This window comes from Wenxinia marina DSM 24838 (assembly GCF_000379485.1).
Lineage (GTDB): Bacteria > Pseudomonadota > Alphaproteobacteria > Rhodobacterales > Rhodobacteraceae > Wenxinia > Wenxinia marina.
The window spans coordinates 283,453-305,232 of sequence record NZ_KB902277.1 but is presented as its reverse complement, the minus strand read 5'-3'; the positions used below and the strand labels follow the sequence as shown (position 1 = coordinate 305,232).

Annotated in this window: 19 protein-coding genes; 11 read left to right on the top strand and 8 right to left on the bottom strand. The window is 71.2% G+C overall.

From position 1 onward, the window contains the following. Positions 1–30 precede the first annotated feature (30 nt). On the top strand, positions 31–2,325 hold the full coding sequence (locus A37W_RS0103365; protein ID WP_018301612.1) for an FdhF/YdeP family oxidoreductase: 2,295 nt from the start codon (positions 31–33) through the stop codon (positions 2,323–2,325). A 3-nt stretch (positions 2,326–2,328) separates the two neighbouring features. Here A37W_RS0103365 and A37W_RS0103360 read toward each other — a convergent pair whose 3' ends face one another. From A37W_RS0103360 to A37W_RS0103350, 3 genes are all read right to left on the bottom strand, one after another. Beyond that, positions 2,329–3,594, bottom strand: a complete 1,266-nt coding sequence (locus tag A37W_RS0103360) for a D-tagatose-bisphosphate aldolase, class II, non-catalytic subunit (protein WP_018301611.1) — start codon at positions 3,592–3,594, stop codon at positions 2,329–2,331. A 262-nt stretch (positions 3,595–3,856) separates the two neighbouring features. After that, positions 3,857–4,567, bottom strand: coding sequence for a response regulator (locus tag A37W_RS0103355; RefSeq protein WP_018301610.1), 711 nt, complete (start codon positions 4,565–4,567; stop codon positions 3,857–3,859). Beyond that, entirely contained in the window at positions 4,545–5,036 is a 492-nt protein-coding gene (locus A37W_RS0103350) for a response regulator (protein WP_018301609.1), read from the bottom strand. Before A37W_RS0103350 ends, A37W_RS0103355 begins: the two co-directional genes overlap by 23 nt. Positions 5,037–5,196: 160 nt before the next feature. Between A37W_RS0103350 and A37W_RS0103345 the strand changes: the two genes are divergently transcribed. From A37W_RS0103345 to A37W_RS0103305, 9 genes are all read left to right on the top strand, one after another. Beyond that, positions 5,197–5,934, top strand: coding sequence for a sensor histidine kinase (locus tag A37W_RS0103345; RefSeq protein ID WP_018301608.1), 738 nt, complete (start codon positions 5,197–5,199; stop codon positions 5,932–5,934). Positions 5,935–6,438: 504 nt separating this feature from the next. Beyond that, positions 6,439–8,649: a peptidoglycan-binding domain-containing protein gene (locus A37W_RS22685; protein ID WP_051081033.1), complete on the top strand. Its 2,211-nt coding sequence runs from the start codon at positions 6,439–6,441 to the stop codon at positions 8,647–8,649. Between the two features lie 22 nt (positions 8,650–8,671). Next, positions 8,672–9,427 carry a DUF459 domain-containing protein gene (locus A37W_RS0103335; protein WP_018301607.1) on the top strand — a complete coding sequence of 252 codons (756 nt, stop codon included), beginning with the start codon at positions 8,672–8,674 and terminating at the stop codon, positions 9,425–9,427. Beyond that, positions 9,427–10,281, top strand: coding sequence for an SGNH/GDSL hydrolase family protein (locus A37W_RS20870; RefSeq protein ID WP_157236461.1), 855 nt, complete (start codon positions 9,427–9,429; stop codon positions 10,279–10,281). Before A37W_RS0103335 ends, A37W_RS20870 begins: the two co-directional genes overlap by 1 nt. 11 nt (positions 10,282–10,292) lie before the next feature. Further along, entirely contained in the window at positions 10,293–11,768 is a 1,476-nt protein-coding gene (locus A37W_RS0103325) for an MBOAT family O-acyltransferase (RefSeq protein WP_018301605.1), read from the top strand. A gap of 7 nt (positions 11,769–11,775) precedes the next feature. Then, on the top strand, positions 11,776–12,015 hold the full coding sequence (locus tag A37W_RS0103320; protein WP_018301604.1) for a hypothetical protein: 240 nt from the start codon (positions 11,776–11,778) through the stop codon (positions 12,013–12,015). Positions 12,016–12,032: 17 nt separating this feature from the next. Beyond that, on the top strand, positions 12,033–12,827 hold the full coding sequence (locus tag A37W_RS22680) for a L,D-transpeptidase (protein WP_018301603.1): 795 nt from the start codon (positions 12,033–12,035) through the stop codon (positions 12,825–12,827). A 1-nt stretch (position 12,828) separates the two neighbouring features. Next, positions 12,829–14,034, top strand: a complete 1,206-nt coding sequence (locus A37W_RS20860) for a CapA family protein (RefSeq protein WP_018301602.1) — start codon at positions 12,829–12,831, stop codon at positions 14,032–14,034. Beyond that, complete coding sequence (locus A37W_RS0103305; protein WP_026198265.1) at positions 14,031–15,197, top strand: CapA family protein; 1,167 nt, start codon at positions 14,031–14,033, stop codon at positions 15,195–15,197. Before A37W_RS20860 ends, A37W_RS0103305 begins: the two co-directional genes overlap by 4 nt. A gap of 4 nt (positions 15,198–15,201) precedes the next feature. Here the strand turns inward: A37W_RS0103305 and A37W_RS0103300 are convergent, their stop codons facing one another. Together A37W_RS0103300 and acnA are read right to left on the bottom strand one after the other, a co-directional pair. After that, on the bottom strand, positions 15,202–15,624 hold the full coding sequence (locus tag A37W_RS0103300; protein WP_018301601.1) for a PPC domain-containing DNA-binding protein: 423 nt from the start codon (positions 15,622–15,624) through the stop codon (positions 15,202–15,204). 129 nt (positions 15,625–15,753) lie between these two features. Continuing rightward, a complete protein-coding gene (acnA, locus tag A37W_RS0103295) occupies positions 15,754–18,540 on the bottom strand; it encodes an aconitate hydratase AcnA (RefSeq protein ID WP_018301600.1) in 2,787 nt (928 codons plus the stop codon). A 242-nt stretch (positions 18,541–18,782) separates the two neighbouring features. Here acnA and A37W_RS0103290 point away from each other — a divergent pair, with 242 nt between their 5' ends. Next, entirely contained in the window at positions 18,783–19,493 is a 711-nt protein-coding gene (locus A37W_RS0103290) for a DUF1223 domain-containing protein (protein ID WP_018301599.1), read from the top strand. A gap of 4 nt (positions 19,494–19,497) precedes the next feature. Here A37W_RS0103290 and A37W_RS0103285 read toward each other — a convergent pair whose 3' ends face one another. From A37W_RS0103285 to A37W_RS23995, 3 genes are all read right to left on the bottom strand, one after another. After that, positions 19,498–20,370, bottom strand: coding sequence for a lysophospholipid acyltransferase family protein (locus tag A37W_RS0103285; RefSeq protein WP_018301598.1), 873 nt, complete (start codon positions 20,368–20,370; stop codon positions 19,498–19,500). 94 nt (positions 20,371–20,464) lie between these two features. Continuing rightward, positions 20,465–21,544 carry a FliG C-terminal domain-containing protein gene (locus A37W_RS0103280; protein ID WP_018301597.1) on the bottom strand — a complete coding sequence of 360 codons (1,080 nt, stop codon included), beginning with the start codon at positions 21,542–21,544 and terminating at the stop codon, positions 20,465–20,467. A gap of 79 nt (positions 21,545–21,623) precedes the next feature. Then, positions 21,624–21,776: a hypothetical protein gene (locus A37W_RS23995; RefSeq protein WP_018301596.1), complete on the bottom strand. Its 153-nt coding sequence runs from the start codon at positions 21,774–21,776 to the stop codon at positions 21,624–21,626. Positions 21,777–21,780: the final 4 nt, after the last annotated feature.

Genomic DNA, 21,780 nt, shown 5'->3' with positions numbered 1-21,780 from the left:
CCAGACCGCAGCGCAGAAAGGTCCGACCCCGTGAGCGACAGCCCCCGTCACGACCCGACCCGCCAGGACGACGACACGCCGTACTACGATCATCCGACCGGCGGCTGGGGGTCCCTGGAGGGGGTGACGAAGATCTTCGGCGCGTCGCGCTCCTCGCCGGCGGCGATGAAGGTGCTGGCGCGGCAGAACAAGCCCGGCGGCATGATGTGCACCTCGTGCGCCTGGGCCAAGCCCGCCAAGCCGCACACGTTCGAGTTCTGCGAGAACGGCGCCAAGGCGACGCTGTGGGAGATGGACCGCCGTCGGGCAGGGCGCGACTTCTTCGCATCGCACACGCTGTCCGAGTTGAAGGCGTGGAACGACCGCGACCTGGAGCAGCAGGGCCGCCTGACCGAGCCGTTGCGCTACGACGCCGCCAGCGACCGCTATCTGCCGGTCGGCTGGGACGAGGCCTTCGCCGACATCGGCGGTCGTCTGAAGGCGATGGATCCCAAGGAGGCGGTCTTCTACTCGTCCGGCCACGCCGGGCTGGAGGCGTCCTATCTCTACGCCCTGTTCGCCCGGGCGATGGGTCACCAGAATCTCCCGCAATCGTCCAACATGTGCCACGAGACGACGAGCGTGAACCTGCTGAAGTTCATCGGCACGCCCGTCGGCACCTGCACGCTGGAAGATTTCGACCATTGCGACGCGATCTTCTTCTTCGGCCAGAACACGGGCACCAACAGCCCGCGGTTCCTGCACACGCTGAAGGACGCGGTCGATCGGGGCTGCCGGATCGTCACCTTCAACCCGATCCGCGAACGCGGACTGATCTCCTTCGCCGATCCCCAGAACCCGGCGCAGATGACCGTGGCGAAGCCGACGCGGATCTCGGAGAAGTACTTTCAGGTGCGGCCGGGCGGCGACGTCGCCGTGATGGCCGGCATGATCAAGTGCGTCCTCGCCGCCGAGGACGCGGCGCCGGGGACGGTGCTGGACCACGACTTCATCGCCGAGCACACGACGGGCGTGGAAGCGGCGATGGACGCCATCCGCGCCGCCGACTGGGGCGAGATCGAGCGTCATTCCGGCCTGACGCGGGCGATGATCGAGGACGCGGCAGAGGTCTACCTGTCGGCGAAGAACGTCATCGGCATCTACGGGATGGGCCTGACGCAGCACGTGGACGGCTGGCTGAACCTCGGAATGCTCTGCAACCTGCTGATGCTGCGCGGCCACATCGGCCGCCTCGGGGCCGGCATCTCGCCGGTGCGCGGACACTCCAACGTGCAGGGACAACGGACGATCGGAGTTGGTGAGAAGTCCTCCCATATGCCGGCCGACAAGCTGCGCGAGCTGTTCGGGATCGAGCCGCCGACCGAGGAGGGGATGAACGCGGTGCACGCCTCCGAGGCGCTGCTGGAGGGCCGGGTCAAGGCGCTGATCTCGCTCGGCGGAAACCTCGTGCGGGCGCTGCCCGACCGGGAGCGGATGGAGGCGGCCTGGCCGACGATGGATCTCACGGTGAACATCGCGACCAAGCTGAACCGCTCGCACCTCGTGCCGGGCAAGGTCGGCTACCTGCTGCCCTGCCTGGGGCGGACCGACGAGGACATCCAGGGCGGCACCGCGCAGGCGGTGTCGATGGAGGATTCGCTGTCGCACATCTACGGCTCCGTCGGGCGGGCCGACCCGCCGTCCGAGCAGGTGAAGTCCGAAGTGGCCATCGTCGCCGGCATCGCCGCAGCGACCCTGCCGCCGAACCCGCGGCTGAAGTGGCGCGAGTGGACGGCCGACTATGGCCTCGTCCGCGACCTGATCGCGGCGACGTTTCCCGACCAGTTCGCCCGCTTCAACGAGCGGCTGTTCGAGCCCGGCGGATTCTACCGCGGCAATCCGGCGCGCGAGCGCGAATGGAAGACCGAGAGCGGCAAGGCGGAGTTCACGACGCCGACGACCCTCTCCTCCCTCGGCGAGACGCCGGAGGGGGCGGAGGTGGTGACGCTGGTCACGCTTCGGTCGAACGACCAGTTCAACACCACGATCTACGGGTTGTCCGACCGGTTGCGCGGCCTGAACGACCGGCAGGTCGTGCTGATCAACCACGACGAGATCGCCCGGCTGGGGCTGCAAGAGGGCCAGACCGTCACGCTGGTGAGCGCCGTGAGCGACGGGGTGGACCGCCGGGTCGGCGGGCTGAAGGTCACGGCCTACGACCTGCCGCCACTTTGCGTCGCGGGCTACTATCCCGAGCTCAACCCCCTGGTCCCGCTCTCCTACCACGAGAAGAACTCGCAGACGCCCGCCTACAAGGGCGCGCCGGTCCGGATCGTCGCCGACTAGGCGTCAGCGGCCGCAGGCGGCGCCGTAGGCCTTCAGACTCTCGCCGACTCGCCAGATCAGCAGTCCGGCCGGGTCGAGAGGGTCGCCGGCGAACTGCTCCGCAGCAGGGAGGTGCTGCCACATCAACGGGAGCGGCACGCGGCGGCCCGACAGGGCGGCGGTGAGCCGGTCCACCGCCTCCGCCGCCTCGGGCGCGGCCCAGTAATAGCGGATCCTGTCGGACAGCGAATAATGGCGCAGGACCGCCTGCTCTTCCGGCACGCCTTGATAGTGCCGCGCCCAGTCGCCGGGGCGGTCCAGCATCAGCGCCTCCATCGCCGCCTTGAGCGGACGCTCGCCATAGCCGGCCACGAGGTCCGAGGCTATGGCGTCCAGCGCGTAGAGCGCCTCGCGCAGGACGAAGGTCAGCTCCGGCCCGACCTTGAGGATCGCGAACCCGTCGGCGACCAGCTCCGCGAGGGGCGCTGCGCCCTGGTAGTCGGTCGAGTGCGCCTCGAACACGAGGCCTGGCAGGCCGTCCAGCACCGCCACGAGGTCGCGGGCGGCCGGGCGGTCGTAGCGGACGACGTTGTGGTTGCCGAACTCCACGCCCGGCTGGACGACAAGGGCGATCACGCGCTCCCACGCAGCGCCGAGTCCGGCCTGCGCGAAGGCGCGGCGGTGAACCTCCGCGGTTTCGCGCGCAGCGGCGGGATCGGTCGGCGGCACGGTGTCGAGGGCGTGGTCCGCGCCGCCGGGGGGCGGAACCTCGGTGCCGATGACATAGCGGGGCAGGGGACCACCGGCCTCTCGGGCGGCGTCCTCGGCGATGGTCGCAAGGCGCACCGCCCGCTCCGCCGTCGCGGCGTCGCCGAGGGCCGCGGGCTCGCCCGCGCAGCCCATCGAGGCGTCGAGGTGGATCTTGCTGAAGCCGGCCGCGACGTAGGCTGCGACCATCTTCCCGGCCTCCTCCATCGCTTCGTCTGCGGGCCGGTCGCGCCAGGGGTTGGGGCCGAGGTGGTCGCCGCCGAGGATCAACCGCTCGCGCGGGCAGCCTTCCTCGTCCGCGAGCCGCATCGCAATGGCGGCGAAGTCCGCCGGCTGCATGCCGGTGTAGCCGCCGAGGTGGTTCACCTGGTTGCAGGTCGCCTCGATCAGGACGGGCGCGCCGCTGTCGCGGCCCTGCCGCAGCGCCGCGCGCAGCACGACCGGGTGCGCCGAGCAGACCGAGGTGATGCCGATGGGCCGTCCGGCCGTCCGTGCGGTCGCCAGTTCGTCAAGTGCGTCCATGTCCGGCCCTCCCCTGCGCCGCCCCTCACTAGGCCGCGCAAGACGGGATGGGAAGGCGGTGGTTCGGGGCGAAGGGACGACTGGCCGGGAGCAGGATGAGGCCGGTCGCCGTCTGGCACGGCGGATGGCCGCGCCGCCGCGGATCAGTACGACCGTCGCGATGTCGTGCTGCAGGGTGGGATTCCGCAGTCGCTGCGGCGACGACGCGCCGCGGGCGAGGCGGGGGTCCGCGGCACTCCGCGTCATCGTCCGGCGCCGCCTTTCAGATCAGCCGGGCGGGACGGCGCAGGACGCGCGCCGTCTGCCCCTCGAGGTCGGAGACGAGACCGGCGAGCTCCCGCAGGAGGTCCGCGGTGCGGTCCAGGGAGGGCCCCCCTCTCTGCGCGCCTGCTATTCTGGCGTCGTCGAGGGCGGAGATGGCGCCGAGGGTCCGGCTGCGCAGCTGCGCCCCCGTCGCCGCCGCCTGGCGAAGGGCCGTTCTCTGCAACGTCGTCTCGAGGACCTGACGCGCGTCGAGGGCCGTGTTCAGCATCCGGCGCGCCAGGGTGGTGGCGAGAGCGTCGGTCAGCGTCTCTTCCGACAGGCTCGCCTTCTCGAGGTAGTCGGCGCAGCCGCGGCGCATCGCCTGAAGGGCGATCTGCAGGTCCCCCTGACCGGCGAGCATGATCGCGGTCGCGCCGCCGTGGACCGGGTCCGCCATCAACCTGTCGAGCGCGGCGAGGCCGGTCCAGCCGGCCAGCAGGTAGTCGATGAAAACGAGCTCGACCCGGTTGCGCTTCAGCGCGTCCTCGAATTGGGCAACTGTGCTTGTTTCGATCACCTCGATCGCCGGGCATATCCTGTCCAGCAGGCGGGACAGGCGGCGACGGTCGAACGCGCTGTCGTCGAGGACGAGGGCCGTCGGCGGACGGTCGAGCCGGCCGACGGTGAAGGGCGAGAGGGCGGGCGCGTCAGCCGGCAGCGATGTGGGCATCGATCTGTCCTCGGGTTTCGTGCTTCAGGGTCGCCGCCTCGGCGGCGGGCAACCGAACGATGCTGATGTAGGCGCCCAGCATTTCCATCGCGGATTTCATCGAGCCGACGGCGTCGTCCTTGATGATGTAGCCGGCGACCATCTTGTCGTAGGCGCGGGCGATGTCGGACGGGGCGTCCGAGGTGGTCATCATGAAGACGACCGATCCGCGGAGCAGCGCGTCGCGGCGGACGTGACCGAGGAACTCGAGCCCCGTCATCCGCGGCATGTGCAGGTCCAGCAGGATGATGTAGGGCCGGCGGACCCGGTCCGCCCCCTCGGCGCGCAGCCGGTCCAGCGCCTCGGCGCCGTCGCGGGCCCGCTCGATCGGGTTGGTGAGGCGCAGGCGGCGGATCGCCCGCTCCACGGCCATGACCGATACGTCGTCGTCGTCCACGATCAGGAATGTGACGTCGTCGCTGTCCATCATCCGGTCCTCCTTTGGCAGCTGTCGCCATATTCGGACCGCAGGTCTTTACCCCGGGTTAAACCGAGAGCGCTTAGTTTCCAGGGCGTCGCCGGTGCCGATCGCCGGCGCCGCGATCGAGGTTCGTCCGGACCGTGGGGTCCGGTCATGCAAGGAGCATCCGATGAGCCACGCCCCGCAGCCCCGCGCATCCGAGGGCCTTCCCGGCGGGCCGCCGCCGAACGTGACGGCCGGAAGCGATCTCGACGATTTCGTCTACCGGATCTCGCACGACCTGCGCAGCTCGGTCCGTGCCCTGCACCACCTTCCCACCTGGATACTCGAGGATTTGCAGGCGGACGGGGTCGAGCTGCCGGATTCGCCCCGCCGGTCGCTGTCGCACATCGCCTCGCACGCGCGCCGGATCGATCACATGCTGAACGGTCTGCTCGACTATGCCCGTGTCGGCCGGCTTCAGTCGGTCGTCGAGCAGAGCCCGCGCGACGCCCTCGACGAAGTGATCGACGCCCTCGGCCCGCCGCCGGGCGTGACCATCGTCAACGAGCTGTCGTCGGGTCGGCTCAGCCTCGGCGAGGCCGACCTCATGCGCATCTTCAACATCCTCGTCGGCAACGCGATTCGCCACGCCCCGAACCGGCCGCTCACGATCCGTGTCGACGGCGCGGTTAACGATGGCGCGTGGAAGATCGCGGTCAGCGACGATGGTCCCGGCATTCCCGACGCATACCGCGAGGCCGTGTTCCAGCCGATGGTCAAACTTGTCTCGCGCGACCAGGACGAGGGCGCGGGCATGGGCCTTGCCGTCCTCGCCAAGATCGCCGTGCGCTGCGGTGGCCGCGCCTGGATCGAAACCGCCGACGGCGGCGGGGCGCGCGTGTGCGTTCGGCTCGGGCCGGACTGAGCCTGCACGCATACTGCGGCGCCGTCCGTCGGCGCCCGATCGCGGTGGATGGGGGCCTGTCTGCGGCGGGCGAACGACGGAGGGCGTGATCGCCTGCGCCGGCGACCGTCGACGCGCGGCGCGTGCGCGTGCCATGGCCGACCCTTGCGACCTTCGCCGAGGAAACGCCCTGGTCGACCGATCCGGACCGCGCGGTTCCGCAGCCGACCGCCGGGGCGGTGCAGGCCGCCAATCTGCCGAGCCTTCCGCATCCCATTTGCAACGCGACCGAACCGCCTGACCACGCTCGGAAAAGGCAGGGGTTGACGCAGCTGATTCGCCGCACTTTGCTGCGGCGCAAGCGGATGCCCGCCGGTGGGACGGTGGGGGTGCGATCAAGAAGAGAAGGGTGGCCGGCCGGACCGGCTGCGGGACGACAGCGAGACGGGCGCGGACGCCGCGCGGAGGCCGCCGAGCAGGCGTGCCGTCCGCGCGCCGGGGTGCGCCCCGATCCCGGAGGGCGACGTGCGACTGATTTCCTTCATCTGCGGCTGCATTGCGCCGTTTCTTCCGGCGCTGGCCGCGGCCCAGGCGACCGGCCCCGAGCGGCTGGTCTTCATCGGCGCGGACCCGGCCGAAGGGCGTCCCGGCGCGATCGGCCCGGACCTTTCGGTCCTGTCGCTTCCCGGCCTGCCGGCGGCCGACGCGGCCGGTATCGAGGTGCTGGCGGCCCTCCTGCGCGCCAACCCCGTCTCGACCTTCGTCGCGACGCCCGAGAGCGCGGGGATCGTTTCGGGCGACCTCAGTCTCGTGGCCGACATCGCGCTGGGCGAGGGAGCGGGCGGGCTCACGGTGGAGGTCGGCGAGGACAGCATGGGCCTCGAGGAGTTCGGCTCGCGCCTGTCGGCCCTCGTCGGGGCCTTCAACCCCGCACGACGCCAGATCGCCTTCGTCCGCGTCGCCGACCCCGGCGACCGCTTTCCCGCCGCGCTCGGTCAGCTGCAGGGCGCGATGAACGGCGCGGGCCTTGCGATGAGCGTCGTGATGGTGTCGGACGCGGCCTGTGAGGGGCCGCGGCCGGGCCTGCATTACGGCGTGATCGCGGGCCTCCCGGACCGTGCGCCCTTCGGCGACGCCGGCGGCACCGTGACCGCGGCCGAGGCGAAGGACTGGATCGCCGAGGCGCTGGCCCGCGACGTCGCCCGCGGCGCGCCCTGCGCCGCGCGCTACTCGCTGATCCTGCAGGGCGACGACGACCCGGCCCGCGTCCTGGTGGACGTGCCCGCCGTCCCGCTGATGCCCGAGATGGAGAGCGCGGTCTACATGGAGGCGTTCGAGGCGCTGTTCCTGCTGGGCTCGGACGATGCCGGCGCGATCCAGACCTTCCTCGCCTCCTGCGCCTACTGCCCGAACGAGGCCGAACTCAGCGCCCGCCTCGCCGACATCGGCGAGCGGCAGATGGCCCTGCGGCTGGAGACCGGCGTCTGGGAGTCGATCCGCGAGGACGGGACCCCGGCGCGGCTGAAGGTCTATCTCGAGAACTGCCAGCTGTGCGCGTTCCGCGGCGAGGCCGAGGATCGCATCGAATGGCTCGAGGCCGCCGCCGAGGCGCGGGCCGAAGAGAACGCGGCCTACCAGTCCTTCGCGGCGGCGAGCGACCTGCCGGGCCTGCGGCAATGGGTCGAAAGCTGCGTCGCCTGCGATTTCCGCGACGAGGCGAGCGACCTCATCGCCGAGCTGGAGGCCGACACCGCGTTCCAGGAAGAGCAGGCGCAGCTGACGCTCGCCATGGAGCGGCGCAACGCCTCGATGATCGAAGACTGGCTCGCCGGCTGCGAGATCTGCGGCGCGAAGAACGAGGCCGAGGAGGCGCTCGCCGCGCTGGAGGTCGAGGCCGCGGCCGCCGCGCCGTGCGTCGCCGCCGCCGGCCTGCCGCAGCAGGGCGGTCCGCGCCTGCTGTCCGAGATCGACGAGAACACCGCGCGGCAGGCCTGCGGCGCCGCGCTCGCCGCCTATCCGGGCAACCCGCTCGCCGTCACGGCGCTCGGCCGGGTGGAGCAGGCGGCGGGGGACCTGTCCGCCGCGCGCGCCGCATATCAGGCCGGGATCGAGGCGGGGCTGCCCGCGGCCTACGGGCTTGCGGCGCATGCCGCCTATGCGCCGGGAGACAACGCGACCGCCGACTACGAAGAGGCCGAGACGCTGGCGCTCACCGGCTACGCGCTCGGCGACTGGCTGTCGGGCGAGGTGCTGACGGTCCTCTATTCCCGCGGACTGATCGAGGGGAAGGGGCCGGAAGAGGCCTATGCCATCGCGCTGGAGCAGGCCGATGCCGGCAACCCGGTGGCGCAGTTCTTCGCCGGATACTTCCACCGCATCGGCGCCGGAACGACGGCCGACGACGCGGCCGCGGTCGCGTGGTTCGAGAAGGCGGTGGCGCAGGGCTACCTGCACGCCAACTCGTTCCTGGCCGAGATCTACGAACAGGGCGGCGCCGGGGTCGAGGCCGATCCGGTGCGCGCGGCACAGCTCTACTGGACGGCGCTCGAGGGCGGCGACCCGACCGCGCGGGACCGCCTGACCGACGGCATCGAGGCGCGGCCGAACGCCGTCATCGCCGAAATCCAGACCCGGCTGCAGGAAGCCGGCATCTTCAGTGGCCGCATCGACGGCATCGGCGGGCGCAACACCGCCTCGTCGGTCGAGCGGTTCGTCGAGCTGCAGCTCGTGAACTGACGAAAGCGAGTGGAGTAACGACATGACCGCCTTTCCGTCCCGCGCCGCCGTCGTGGCGCTGTCCCTGATCGCCGGCCCGGCCGCGGCCGAAGGCCCATCGCTAGGCGCTATCGGCTGCCCGGCCGAGGCGGTGACGATCGCCGTTCTCGGCGACAGCCTCGCCGACGGACTGTGGGGGTCGTTCTTCCGCGCCTTCGCCGCCTGTCCGACAGTGGACGTGCTGCGCCTGACGACGGTGTCCGACGGCCTGGCCAAGTCGGACGCGTCGGACTGGCTGGGCCGGCTCGGGCCGGAGGGGCAGGGCGCCGACCTGATCGTCGTGCAGATGGGCGCCAACGACATCACCAACATCCGCGAGGGCACGACCCGCGCCGTCTTCGGATCGCCCGAGTGGGAGGCGGCCTACGGCGCCCGGGCGGCGGAACTGGCCGAGGGGCTGGTGGCGGTGACGCCGGACGTCGTCTGGATGGGCCTGCCGATCGTCGGCCAGGAGCGCTTCGAGGAGAGCTATCGCGCGATCACCGCGATCCAGGCCGCCGCGGCCGAGGCGGCGGGCGTGGCCTTCGTCGACACCCACGAGCCGACCTCCTTCGGCCTGGGCGAGTTCGTGATGTCGGCCGAGATCGACGGCACGCTCCGCCAGATCCGCAACACCGACCAGGTGCACTTCACCGAGGTCGGCTACGACATGGTCGCCGGGCTGATCCGCGGCGACGTCGAGCAGCTGTTCCGCAAGGCCGGCAGCGCCGCCGCGATCGACGCGCTGGTCCTGCAATGATGCGACCGCTTCTCGTGCTTACCGCCGCGGCGACGCTGATCGCCGCCTGCGCCTCGGACAGCCGCCGCGCGGACGCTCAGGACATGGGGCTTGTCCTCAGCCAGCCCGAGGGCGTGCAGCGCCCGCAGACCGCGGCGGACCTGCGGCCCGGCGTCGGCATCGCCGCGCCGGCGCGGATGCTGGTGATCGGCGACAGTCTCGCCGACGGATTCGGGCAGCTGCTGGTGGAGCGCAGCCGCGCCCGCGGCCTGCCGATCGACGTGGTGAACCGCGGCCGCGTCTCGACCGGCCTGTCCCGCGCCGACTACTACGACTGGCCGGCCAACTTCGCCGACATGGCGGCCTCGCTGCAGCCCGACATCGTGGTCGCGCACTTCGGCGCCAACGACATGCAGACCATCCTCGCGCCAGAGGGGCGGACCGGCTACGGCACGCCCGAGTGGGAGGAGGCGTACCGGGTGCAGATCCGCAAGGTGCTGGAGACCGCAGCCGCGGCGGGCGCCGTGGTCTACTGGATCGGGCCGGGGCCGGACAGCCACACCAACCTGAACAACCACCTCGCCATGGTGAACCCGATCTACGAGGACGAGACCGAGGCGGCCGGCGGCACCTTCTTTCCGCTGACCTTCACCGCCCCGAACGGCGTGTTCGAGCGGTCGGTGATGATCGACGGGCAGAACTTCGCGATGCGCACGGCCGACGGGTCGCACTTCACCGGCGCCGGCTATCGCCTCGTCGCCGACCGGATCTTCGACGCGCTGATCGCCCGCTTCCCCGAGCTCGCCCCGGTGCCCGATACCGCCTCGCCGGTACTGGCGAGCGCGCCGGCGCCGCTCGACCTCGCGCTGCAGTAAGGCCCTTCGCGTTGGTCTTTCCGACGCTGGAATTCGTGCTGTTCCTCGCCGTCGTGCTGGCGGTGAACCTGGCGCTGACATGGCGGCAAGGCACACCCGCCCCGGCCCCCGAGCCGGGGCCGCCCGCCGCTCGGGGTCCCGGGTCGGGCCCGGGACGGGTGCTGCCGGCAATCGCGTCGCGCCTGGACGCGCGCAAGGCGTTCCTGATCGCCGCGTCCTACTGGTTCTACGCCGCCTGGGACTGGCGGTTCTGCCTGTTGATGGCGGGCGTCTCGGCCATAGCCTGGGCCGGAGGCCTGCGTGCCGACCGGCGGGCCGTGCGGATCGCCTCCATCGCCGGGCTCCTCGTCGTCCTCGGCATCTTCAAGTATTTCAACTTCTTCTTCCTCAGCCTCGGCCAGCTTCTCGGCGACACGTTCCTCGCCCGCGACCTCGGCTGGATGCGGGTGATCCTGCCCGTCGGCATCTCGTTCTACACCTTCCAGGCGATCTCCTACGTCATGGACTGCGCCCGCGGCGACATCGCGCCGCGGAGAAACCCTTTCGATGTCGCGCTTTACATCTCGTTCTTCCCGCAACTGGTCGCCGGACCCATCGTCCGGGCGGCGGACTTCCTGCCGCAGATCGACCGGCCGTACGTGGTGGACACCGCGATGCGGGGTGCCGCGGTCCTGCTGATCCTGTCGGGCCTGTTCAAGAAGATGGTCGTCGCCAACTACCTGTCGGTGCTGATCGTCGACCCGGTCTTCGCCTTCCCGGACGGCCAGGCCTGGCCCGAGACGCTGGCGGCCGTGATCGGCTACGGCATCCAGATCTACTGCGACTTCTCCGGCTATTCCGACATCGCCATCGGGGTCGCGCTGCTCCTCGGATACCGCTTCCAGCGCAACTTCAACCAGCCGTACCGGGCGCGCGGCCTGTCCGACTTCTGGCGGCGCTGGCACATCTCGCTGTCGTCGTGGATCCGTGACTACCTGTACATTCCGCTCGGCGGCAACCGGGGCGGGGTGGCGCGTCAGGTCTGGACGCTGCTGCTGACGATGACGCTGGCGGGGCTGTGGCACGGGGCGGGGTGGAACTTCCTCGTCTGGGGCTTCCTGCACGGCGCGGCGCTGGGGGTGGAGCGGGGGTTGCGGCGCGTGCCGCTGGGGCCGCTGCGCTGGTTGGCGGTGCCGGTGACGCTGCTGATCGTGTTCGCGCTGTGGATCCCGTTCCGGGCGGCGGACTGGGAGGGCACGCTGGCGATCCTGTCGGCGCTGACCCGGGCCGAGGGGTTCGCCGGCACGGTGGTCCCCCCGCAGGCGCTGGCGCTGATCGCCATCGGGCTCGCGATGAACTGGCTGCCGCTGGCGATGCGGGACGTCGCCGAGGGCGCGCTGATGCGGGTGCCGGCCGTCGGGCAGGCGCTGATTTTGGCGGCGGGCACGATCCTTCTCTTCGCGACGGCGCAGGACGGCGTCGCGCCCTTCATCTACTTCCAGTTCTGAGGCGCCGATGAGCCGCTCCGCCAACGCGATCTTCGTCCTCGCCCTTTGGGTGTGCCTGCTGACGCTCTGGCTCTTCTCGGGCGAACAATTCCTTGACTTGATGTTCGCCATTCCGGACGCTGGACCCGTTGATGACTGGAGTTTGACGGTCGTCGTCTGGTTCGAGGATATGCGGGCCGGGCTGGGGGTGCCCGACCTGTTCTCGGCGCTGAGGGGCGCGATCCACGGCTGGACGGGGCTGGGATAGGGAACGGTTCCGCTGCCATGACGACATTGACCCGGCGGGGATTTCTCGCCGCCTCCGCGGCGGCGCTCGCCGCGCCCGCGCTCGCCACCAACGCGCGGTTCGATCTCGACTACCTCGAAGGGCTGGGAGAGCCCGGCGCGCTGCACGAGAGCGTCGCCTACGTGCCGCCCAGCCGCGTGCACGAGGCCTATTCCCACGCCTTCTACGTCAACACCGCCTTCTACGGCGAGGGCCGTCAGAAGATGTGGGTGCTGCAGCGGCAGGGCGCCGGCTGGCAGGTGGGCCTGTCGGACGAGCGGGTCTGGGGCGCGGCAGAGGCGGACTATTCCTGGCCCGTCTCCACCGGCGCGCTGCACCAGGGCAACCCCCGCGCCGGGCCGACACCCACGGGCATCTACAACGTGGACGAGCGGACGTACCGGCACCGGACGGGCTGGGGCTCTCCGGGGATGTACAAGGCGGTCTACATCGACCTGCACTACACGTCCGGGCGGCAGTCGGGGGTGGCGATGCACGGCACCGACAGCTGGCGCTACAACCGCCTCGGCAGCCCGGCGAGCCACGGCTGCGTGCGGATGCGGCAGGACAACATGGACCGCACCTGGGCGATCCTGCACCCCGGCGGCGCGGTCCGCGAGGCGAGCCCGCTCTGGGGCGAGGTGCCGCGCTACTTCGCGTCCGAGCCGGAGGACAGCCCGGCGGCGCGGACAGGGTACGTCCGCGACGGCTCCTTGCTGAGGGGCGAGGACGGGGCGGTGCTGACCAGGATGGGCTACACCGCGCTCTTCGTGTTCTTCCGGGACGACTTCTAGGGTGCTGCGGCGGGCGGCCCTGCTGGCGCTCGCGCTGATGGGCGGGCCGGCGGCGGCGCAGACCTGCCGGGCGGTCTATGACGCCGTCCCTCCGGCGCTGAACCCCTGTGCCGACGGGCGGCGGGTCACGGCGGCGTTCGTCGGCGACGTGCTGCTGCACTCGCCGCTGCAGCGGCAGGGCTACGCCGAGGGGTTCGGCCCGATGTGGGCGGCGGCGGAGCCGTTCCTGTCGGAGGCGGACCTCGCCGTGGCCAACCTCGAGGGGCCGGTCGCGGCCGGCATCCGGCGCTCGGGCGGGCAGGGCGTCGATCCGGGGGCGGTGTTCGACAACCTCGTGCACACGTCCTACCCGATGTTCAACTACCACGCGTCGGTCCTGCCGGCGCTGAGTGCGGCGGGGGTGGACGTGGTGACGACCGCCAACAACCACGCGCTCGACCGGTTCTCCGCCGGGGCGGACGCCACCATCGCCGCGGTGGCGGCGGCGGGACTGGGGCTGACGGGGACGATCCGAGCGGGGGCGGAGAGGACTTTCGCGACGTCCGTGCCGGGTGATCTGGGCGAGATCGTGCTGCTATCCTGCACTTTCTCCACCAACGGCGTCCCGGACGCCGAGGATCAGGTCCTCGGCTGCTACTCCGACGAGACCCTCTCGCTGATCCGCTTGCAGGCCGCCCGGCCCGAGGTGGCGGGCGTGATCGTGCTGCCGCACTGGGGCGTGGAGTACGTGCACTCCCCGCTCGCCATCGACCGGGCGCTGGCGGCGCGGTTCGTGGCGGCCGGGGCGGTCGCGGTGATCGGCACGCACCCGCACGTGATCCAGTCGTGGGACGTGATGCGGGGACCGGCGGGGCAGGTGCCGGTGGTCTATTCGACCGGCAACTTCGTCTCCGGCCAGCCGGGCCTCGCGCGCGAGACCGGGGCGCTGGTCCGGCTGGAGCTGTGCATGGCGGGCGGCGGCGACGACCTCGCCAGCGCGCTGCGGGCGCGGATGACGGTGGCGAATGCCGGCTGGGTCGCGCTGCGGATGATTCGCGGCGCCCGGCGGGAATTGGCGATGGCGGACGAGAGCGGCGTCGCGGCTGCGGCGCAGCCGGCGCACGACCTGATCGAGCGGCACGTGCCGGGGCGGGCGCTGATGCCGCGGCTGGTTTGCGACGGGGCGGCGGCGCCGGAGCTCGCGGCCCTGCCGGTGCTGCTGCAATGAGGGCGCTGCTGGTGCTGATCTGGGCGCTCCTCGCGCTGCCGGCGGCGGCACAGGAGATCGTGATCACCTTCGGCGGCGACGTGAATTTCGCGCAGAGCCGCGTCCGCCCCGATCCGGCGCAGGTCGTGAAGTTCGGCCGCCACCCGATCGGGTCGACGACGGAGTTCCTGGCGACCGAGCTGACGGGCCACATCAACTTCGTGAACGTCGAGACGGTGGTCTCCGACCGGGACGGGGTCCAGCAGCCCAAGACCTTCGTCTTCCGCTCTCACCCCGAGGCGTTCCGTCACCTGATGGACCTCGGCGTCAACGCCTTCTCCCTCGCCAACAACCACGCCTACGACCACGGCTGGCAGGGGATGGCGGACACGCTGGCCTTCTTCGAAGGCGCCGACCGGTTCGACCGGCCGCTCCTGTTCGGCGGGATCGGGGCGGGCACGGCGGCGACGGCGCCGCGGATCGCCGAGATCGGCGGCGTGCGCGTCGCCTTCGCCGCCATCGGGATCGGCGCGGCGGGCTTTGCGGCGGACGACGGCGTGACCGGGATGGCGATGTGGCGCGATCCGGCGCACTACGACGCAGCGCTCGCCGGGTTGCGCGACGCCGAGGCCGACCTGCGTATCCTGTCGATCCATTACGGGACGGAGAATCAAGTCTCGCTCGACTGGGGCCAGCGCGAGGACTTTCGACGCGCGGTGGAGGAGGCGAACGTGAACCTCGTCCTCGGCCACCATCCGCACGTCGTGCGGGCGGTCGAGGCCGGACCGGACCACGCGATCTTCTACTCCCTGGGCAACCTGCTCTTCGCAGGCGGGGCCATCCGGGACGGGCTGCCGGTCGGGCAGGATTACGGACTGTTGGGCAAGGCGTATTTCCATATCGGCCCGGACGGCCCCCGCCTGACCGCGCTCGAGGCGGTGCCCCTCGTGGGCGTCCACCTCGCGCCGGCGCCGATGAGCGCGTGGCGGGCGGAGGCGACCCTGCGGAACCTCTCGGCCATCAGCCGGACCGCGGCGGGCGAGGCGGGCGTCGATTTCACGCCGCTGGCCGGTATCGCGCCGCGCGGCGCGGCCTGCTACGGCGGGCCCTACGGGCCGGCGGCGCGGGAGCTGTGCTGCCGGCTGGCGCGGACGCTGGACTGCGACGTGCCGGACCTGATGTGACGGGTCAGGCGGGGAAGTCGAGCTCGGCGTAGCCGGTCGCCGGGTCCGTCGGCCGCGCGAAGCGGGCGGCGGAGGTCAGGGCGAGGACGATCTCTGCCGTGGTGCGGACCGGGCAGCCGGGCAGGAGGTGGCCGCCCGTCGTTCGGCCGTCCGCGTCCGCGACGATCAGGTGCAGGTGCGGGCCGTCCGGCGAGAGGGTGCCGGACAGGGCGACGATCTCGAGCGGGCCGGGGACGGTGTGGGCGACGTCGCGATCGGCGAGGCGCAGGGCGGCGGAGGCGAGCGATCCGACCGCGGCGGCGACGAAGCCGGCGGTGGCGCCGGTGTCCGAGAAGGCGTCTTCCAGCGCGCGGCGGAGGTCGGCGCCGGGCGGCAGGCGCAGGGCGAGGAACTCGGTCGCGGCGGCGGGCCAGGTGGTACGGCGCATGGGGACTCCGGAAACTGGAAAGGCCCGCCCGGGCGGGGCGGGCCTTGGAGATCGGGCCGAAGAAAATTCTAGAATGTTGGTCGGCGACGCAGAAGGAATTTAGTCGAAATTCCTTCGCGCCTCGGTGCGTTACTCCGCGGCGATCGGCTTGCCGGCGAGGTCGCGCAGCACGTACTGCAAGACGCCCCCGTGCTCGACATACTCCTTCTCGATCGCGGTATCGATCCGGCACTTGATGGTGATGTCCTTCGAGGTGCCGTCGGCATAGGTGATCGTCGCCGTCACCTCCTGCAGCGGGCGGATGTCGGCGAGGCCCTTGATGGTCACGCTCTCGTCCCCCTTGAGGTTCAGCGACCTGCGGGTGTCGCCGCCGGTGAACTCGAACGGCATCACGCCCATCCCGACGAGGTTGGAGCGGTGGATGCGCTCGAAGCTCTCGGCGATGACGGCCTTCACCCCCAGCAGCGCGGTGCCCTTCGCCGCCCAGTCGCGGGAGGAGCCGGCGCCGTACTGTTCGCCCGCGAAGATCACCAGCGGCGTGCCCTGCTCCTGGTAGGCCATCGCGGCGTCGTAGATCGACGTCTGCTGCCCGTCCGGACCCAGCGTGTAGCCGCCCTCGACCCCGTCCAGCATCTCGTTGCGGATGCGGATGTTGGCGAAGGTGCCGCGCATCATCACCTCGTGGTTGCCGCGGCGCGAGCCGTAGGAGTTGAACTCCCGCGGCTGGACCTGGCGCTCGGTCAGGTAGGTGCCGGCGGGCGTCGTCTCCTTGAACGAGCCGGCGGGGCTGATGTGGTCGGTGGTGACCATGTCGCCGAGCAGGGCGAGAATGCGGGCGCCCTCGATGTCGCCGATCGTGCCCGGGTCCTTGGACATGCCCTGGAAGTAGGGCGGGTTCTGGACGTAGGTCGATTGCGGCGGCCAGTTGTACGTCTCGCTGTCGGTGGTCTCGACCGACTGCCACTTGTCGTCGCCCTTGAAGACGTCGGCGTACCTGGACCGGAACGCCTCGCGCGTGACGGTCTTCTCGACCAGCTCGGCGATCTCGGCCTGGGAGGGCCAGATGTCCTTCAGGTAGACGTCGTTGCCGTCCTTGTCCTGGCCGAGCGGCGCCGTCGTGATGTCGACGTTCATGTCGCCGATCAGCGAGTAGGCCACGACCAGCGGCGGCGAGGCGAGGTAGTTGGCCCGCACGTCGGGGCTGATCCGGCCCTCGAAGTTGCGGTTGCCGGACAGGACCGAGACGCCGATCAGGTCGTACTCGTTGATGCACTCGCTGATCTCGGGGTCGAGCGGGCCCGAGTTGCCGATGCAGGTGGTGCAGCCGTAACCGACGAGGTTGAAGCCCATCGCGTCGAGATCGTCCTGCAGCTCGGCCGCCTCGAGGTAGGCCGACACGACCTGAGAACCGGGCGCCAGCGACGTCTTCACCCACGGCTTGCGCTGCAGGCCCTTCTCGCGCGCCTTGCGGGCGACGAGGCCGGCGCCGATCATCACGTAGGGGTTCGACGTGTTGGTGCAGGAGGTGATCGCCGCGATCACGACAGAGCCGTCGTGCAGCTGGTAGTGCCCGTCGGGCGTCCTGACGTAGCCACGCACGTGGTGGCCCTCGTCGCCCGGGATGTCCTGCGGCTCGGGCTGGCCGCCCTCGGCCTCCCACCGGGCCTGGGCGCGTTCGGTGACGTTCTTGCCCTCGCGCTGCTTGCGCACGTACTCCTTGAAGGCCGGCGCGGCCTTGTCGAGGTCGATGTGGTCCTGCGGCCGCTTCGGCCCCGAGATCGCGGGCACGACCGTGGACATGTCGAGCTCCAGCGTGTCGGTGTAGACCGGCTCGTAGCCCGGCCCGCGCCACATGCCGTTCTCCTTGGCGTAGGCCTCGACCAGCGCGATGCGGTTCTCGTCGCGGCCGGTCTGGCGCATGTAGCGCAGCGTCTCGGCGTCGATCGGGAAGAAGCCGCAGGTGGCGCCGTATTCGGGGGCCATGTTGCCGATGGTGGCCCGGTCGGCCAGTGGCACGGTGTCGAGGCCGTCGCCGTAGAACTCCACGAACTTGCCGACGACGCCCTTCTCGCGCAGCATCTGCACAACCTTCAGCACGAGGTCGGTGGCGGTGGTGCCCTCGACCATCTTGCCGGTCAGCTTGAAGCCCACGACCTCGGGGATCAGCATCGAGATCGGCTGGCCGAGCATCGCGGCCTCTGCCTCGATCCCGCCCACGCCCCAGCCGAGGACGGCGGCGCCGTTGACCATCGTGGTGTGGCTGTCGGTGCCGACGAGCGTGTCGGGGTAGGCGACCTCCTGACCGGACTGGTCGGTGTCGGACCAGACGACCTGGGCGAGATACTCGAGGTTCACCTGGTGGCAGATGCCGGTGCCCGGCGGCACGACGCGGAAGTTCTGGAACGCCTTCTGGCCCCACTTGAGGAACTCGTACCGCTCGATGTTGCGCTCGTACTCGCGGTCGACGTTCAGCTGGAAGGCGCGCGGGTTGCCGAACTCGTCCACCATGACCGAGTGGTCGATGACGAGGTCGACGGGGTTCAGCGGGTTGATCTGCTGCGCGTCGCCGCCGAGGGCGACGATGCCGTCGCGCATCGCGGCGAGGTCGACGACGGCCGGAACGCCGGTGAAGTCCTGCATGAGCACGCGGGCGGGGCGGTAGGCGATCTCGCGCGGGTTGCGGCCGCCGTTCGCGGCCCACTCGGCGAAGGCGCGGATGTCGTCGGTGGTGACGGTCTTGCCGTCCTCGAAGCGGAGCATGTTCTCCAGAACGACCTTCAGCGCGGCCGGCAGGCGGGAGAAGTCGCCGAGGCCCCCGGCCTCGGCGGCGGGAATGGAGTAGTAGGCGACGCTGGCGCCGCCCGCGGAAAGCGTCTTGCGGGTCTTGGCGCTGTCGTGTCCGACATTGATGGGCATGGGGGGTCCCTTCGCTGGTTGACGAGGATCGTCGCCCGCGAGTCTTGCCCTACTCGGAAAGGTCGGATCAAGGCCGGGGCGGGATTGAACGCTGTCGGTATACCATTGCACACATTCGATGCCAAGGCCGAAGTGATGCCGATTGTCCTCAACTCCGGCTACCCTCCCGATTGCTTGATTGGTCTTGGGTCGGGGCAGGGACTACACCACTCGGCACGACCGAAGGCCGGGACTTTCTCAACGTGACCAAGCTGGTGAAATGGATCGGACCCGCCGCCCTGGCGCTGGCCGCGTGGGCCGCGCCGGTGGCGGCCGAGGACGCCTCGCCGATCGTGATCGAGCTCTACACCAGCCAGGGCTGCTCCTCCTGTCCGCCGGCCGATGCCTTCCTGGCCGAGCTGGCGGAGCGAAGCGACGTCCTGCCGCTCGCCCTGCATGTCGACTACTGGGACTACATCGGCTGGGAGGACAGCTTCGCCCAGCCGCGCTTCACCCGCCGCCAGCAGGCCTACGCGCGCGCGATCGACGACCGGATGATCTATACCCCGCAGATGATCGTCGGCGGCGTCGACCGCAGCGTCGGCACGCGACCGATGGAGGTGATGGATCTTGTCCGTGCCCATCAGGGCGCGGCGGAGGACGTGACGCTAAGCGCCGAGCGCGACGGTGCGGCACTGCGGATCCGGGCCGAGGCGGGGCCGGGCGTGACCGGCGGCCTGACGGTGCAGCTGGTGCGGTTTCGCCCGTCCGAGCGGGTGGAGATCACCCGCGGCGAGAACGCGGGCCACTCGATCCTCTACAGCAACATCGTCACCGACTGGCAGCCGGTGGCCGACTGGGACGGCACTGCGCCCCTGGACCTGACGGTCGAGGTGGCGGGCGACGACCGGACGGCGGTGATCCTGCAGCGGCCGGGGCCGGGCAAGATCGTCGCGGCGGCGCGGGCGGACTGACGCCTCAGGCCTTCCAGCGCCGGTGGAACCACATCCACTGGCCCATGTGCCGGCGGATGACCGCTTCGAAGCGGTCGTTCACCTCCTGCATCATCTCCTCGGGCGTGCTCTGCGGCACGGGTTCGTCGATCCGCGCCTCGAAGCTCAACCCGTCGGGCTGGCGGATGGCGTGTGCGGTGAAGAGCGGGGCGTCGTAGCGCAGCGCGAGCTCCGCCGGGGAGAGCGTCGTGCGCGCCGGCAGGCCGAAGAAGGTGAGCGGGGCGCCGCCCTTCACGTACTGGTCGGGCGCGATGGCCATGATGCCGCCGCCGCGCAGGTGGCGGACCATCGCGGCGGTGCCGGCGCGGTCGCGGGGGAAGAGGGGGGTCGAGATCGCCTCCATCGCCGGGCGGTAGTGGCTCTCGAACAACGGGTTGTTCATCGGCCGGTACAGGACGCCGAGCCGGACGCCGCGCTGCGTCAGCGCGGTGCGGAAGACCATGAAGTTGCCGAAGTGCGCGGGCGCGAGGATCGCCGGCCGTCCCTCGTCCCGCGCCGTCAGGAGGGCCGGCAGGCCGGGTCCGGTCAGCGGGTCGCGCGCCGCGGTCCGGGCGGCGAACTCTCCGGCCGAATAATGTTCGATCAGGCTGCGGGCGGCGTTGTCGATGGCCTCGTCCGCGATGCGGCGGCGGTCCTGCGGGGACAGGTCGGGGCGCGCGAGGGCAAGCTGCTCCATCGCGCGGGCGCGGTAGCCCGCGACGCCGCCGAGCCGGCGGCCGAGGCGGCCGGCGGCGGCGATACGCCGCTCGTACGGCATCGCGAGGCCGCGGCGGAGCAGCGCCCGGAACGCGCCGTCGCCGACGCGGTCGAGGAGGGTGGGGGTCTCTCTGCCGGCCACGGGCGCCTCTCGTTCGCCGCGCCGTCCGGCGCGACATCGACGATGCCGGGATAGGCGGTGGGGCCCGCGATGGAAAGGCGGCCGGTGGCGGAGGTCAGCCCAGCGTCTCTTCCTCGTCCTCGCCGCTGGAGGGCTCCACCAGCGTGATCTCGCCCGACTCGGCGCGGGTGCGGATCGCGGTGACGACCTCGCCCCAGGCCGCCTCCGCCACGGACCGCTTGAGGCCTGTCTTGCCCTTCATCTCGTCCCGGAGGTTGTCGGCGAGGCGCTGGGAGATGTTGTCGAGCAGGTACTCCGCCGCCGACGCCTCGGCCCCGCCGGTCGCCATCGCGGCGGCGAGCGCGGTGACGAGGCGGTCGTTGTCGACCGCGCGCAGGACGACCGGCACGTCGATCGCGGCGAGCCGGGCGGGAATGTCCTTGAAGGTGAAGATCGCACGGCGCACGTCCTCGGCGAAGGCGGGGTCCTCCTCCTCCAGCGCGTCGAGTACGGCCTCGCGGGTGGCGGTCTTGGAAGAGTTCAGGATCGCGCCGACGCGGTCGACCGGGGGCGCCTCGAACGCCTTCTCCGGCTTCACCGCGTATTGCGCGGCGAGCGCCTCGCCGATGCGGCGGACGGCGGGCGGCTGGATGCCGGAGGTGAGCGAGACCGCGTAGGTGATCCGCCGGGCGAGCGGGCCGGGCAGGCGGGCCAGCAGTTCGGCCGCCTTCCCGACGTCGAGCTTGGACAGGCAGACGGCGGCGACCTCGGTGCTCTCGTTCTCCATCAACGCCTGAAGCTCGGCCGGAGGGAGGGCGACCACCCGCGGCCAGGGGTCGAGGCCGCGGGCGCGGGCGACCTCGGCCCTCGCGCGGGCAGCCGCCTCGGGGCTGATGTGGGAAGACAGCGCCTCGATGGCGCGGTCGAGCCCACCGGAGGCGCTGAGGCCGAGGTTGTCGAGGCTGTCGAGGAACTCCTCCGCGACGGAGGCGAGCGTCTCGCGGTCGACGAGCCGGATGCGCCCCAACTCGCGCGTGAGGTCGACCTGGGCGTCCTCGGGCAACTCGGCCAGCGGCAGGGCGCGGCCGTCGGCGAGGGCGAGCTGGACGATCAGCGCCGCCTTGCGGCGTCGGCTGAGCGGCGGTGCGCCGCGGGGTGCGCCCGCCTCGGCGGCGGAGAGGGCGGCAAGGGACATCGGGCGGTCACCTGTGGGTGGTTGCGCCCCATCAACACCGCACCCGGGTGAAGATTTGGTTAGTCTCCTGCCGAAGCGGTCAGCTCGTGGCGGAGGCCACGCAGGTGCCGGTCTCCTGATCGAGAACCATGCCCTCGGCACAGCTCATCGCCTGGCGCTCGTGCCCGCACTCGGCGACGGCGAGAATGGGCAGGGCCGACAGGATTGCGGCAGTCAGGATTGTACGGACCATCTCA

What these genes read in the sequence shown, in the direction of transcription:
- A37W_RS0103360 (WP_018301611.1), bottom strand. Translation starts at nt 3,594, where the DNA reads ATGGACGCACTTGACGAACTGGCGACCGCACGGACGGCCGGACGGCCC.
- A37W_RS0103355 (WP_018301610.1), bottom strand. Translation starts at nt 4,567, where the DNA reads ATGCCCACATCGCTGCCGGCTGACGCGCCCGCCCTCTCGCCCTTCACC.
- A37W_RS0103350 (WP_018301609.1), bottom strand. Translation starts at nt 5,036, where the DNA reads ATGATGGACAGCGACGACGTCACATTCCTGATCGTGGACGACGACGAC.
- A37W_RS0103345 (WP_018301608.1), top strand. Translation starts at nt 5,197, where the DNA reads ATGAGCCACGCCCCGCAGCCCCGCGCATCCGAGGGCCTTCCCGGCGGG.
- A37W_RS0103335 (WP_018301607.1), top strand. Translation starts at nt 8,672, where the DNA reads ATGACCGCCTTTCCGTCCCGCGCCGCCGTCGTGGCGCTGTCCCTGATC.
- A37W_RS20870 (WP_157236461.1), top strand. Translation starts at nt 9,427, where the DNA reads ATGCGACCGCTTCTCGTGCTTACCGCCGCGGCGACGCTGATCGCCGCC.
- A37W_RS0103320 (WP_018301604.1), top strand. Translation starts at nt 11,776, where the DNA reads ATGAGCCGCTCCGCCAACGCGATCTTCGTCCTCGCCCTTTGGGTGTGC.
- A37W_RS22680 (WP_018301603.1), top strand. Translation starts at nt 12,033, where the DNA reads ATGACGACATTGACCCGGCGGGGATTTCTCGCCGCCTCCGCGGCGGCG.
- A37W_RS0103305 (WP_026198265.1), top strand. Translation starts at nt 14,031, where the DNA reads ATGAGGGCGCTGCTGGTGCTGATCTGGGCGCTCCTCGCGCTGCCGGCG.
- A37W_RS0103300 (WP_018301601.1), bottom strand. Translation starts at nt 15,624, where the DNA reads ATGCGCCGTACCACCTGGCCCGCCGCCGCGACCGAGTTCCTCGCCCTG.
- acnA (WP_018301600.1), bottom strand. Translation starts at nt 18,540, where the DNA reads ATGCCCATCAATGTCGGACACGACAGCGCCAAGACCCGCAAGACGCTT.
- A37W_RS0103280 (WP_018301597.1), bottom strand. Translation starts at nt 21,544, where the DNA reads ATGTCCCTTGCCGCCCTCTCCGCCGCCGAGGCGGGCGCACCCCGCGGC.
- A37W_RS23995 (WP_018301596.1), bottom strand. Translation starts at nt 21,776, where the DNA reads ATGGTCCGTACAATCCTGACTGCCGCAATCCTGTCGGCCCTGCCCATT.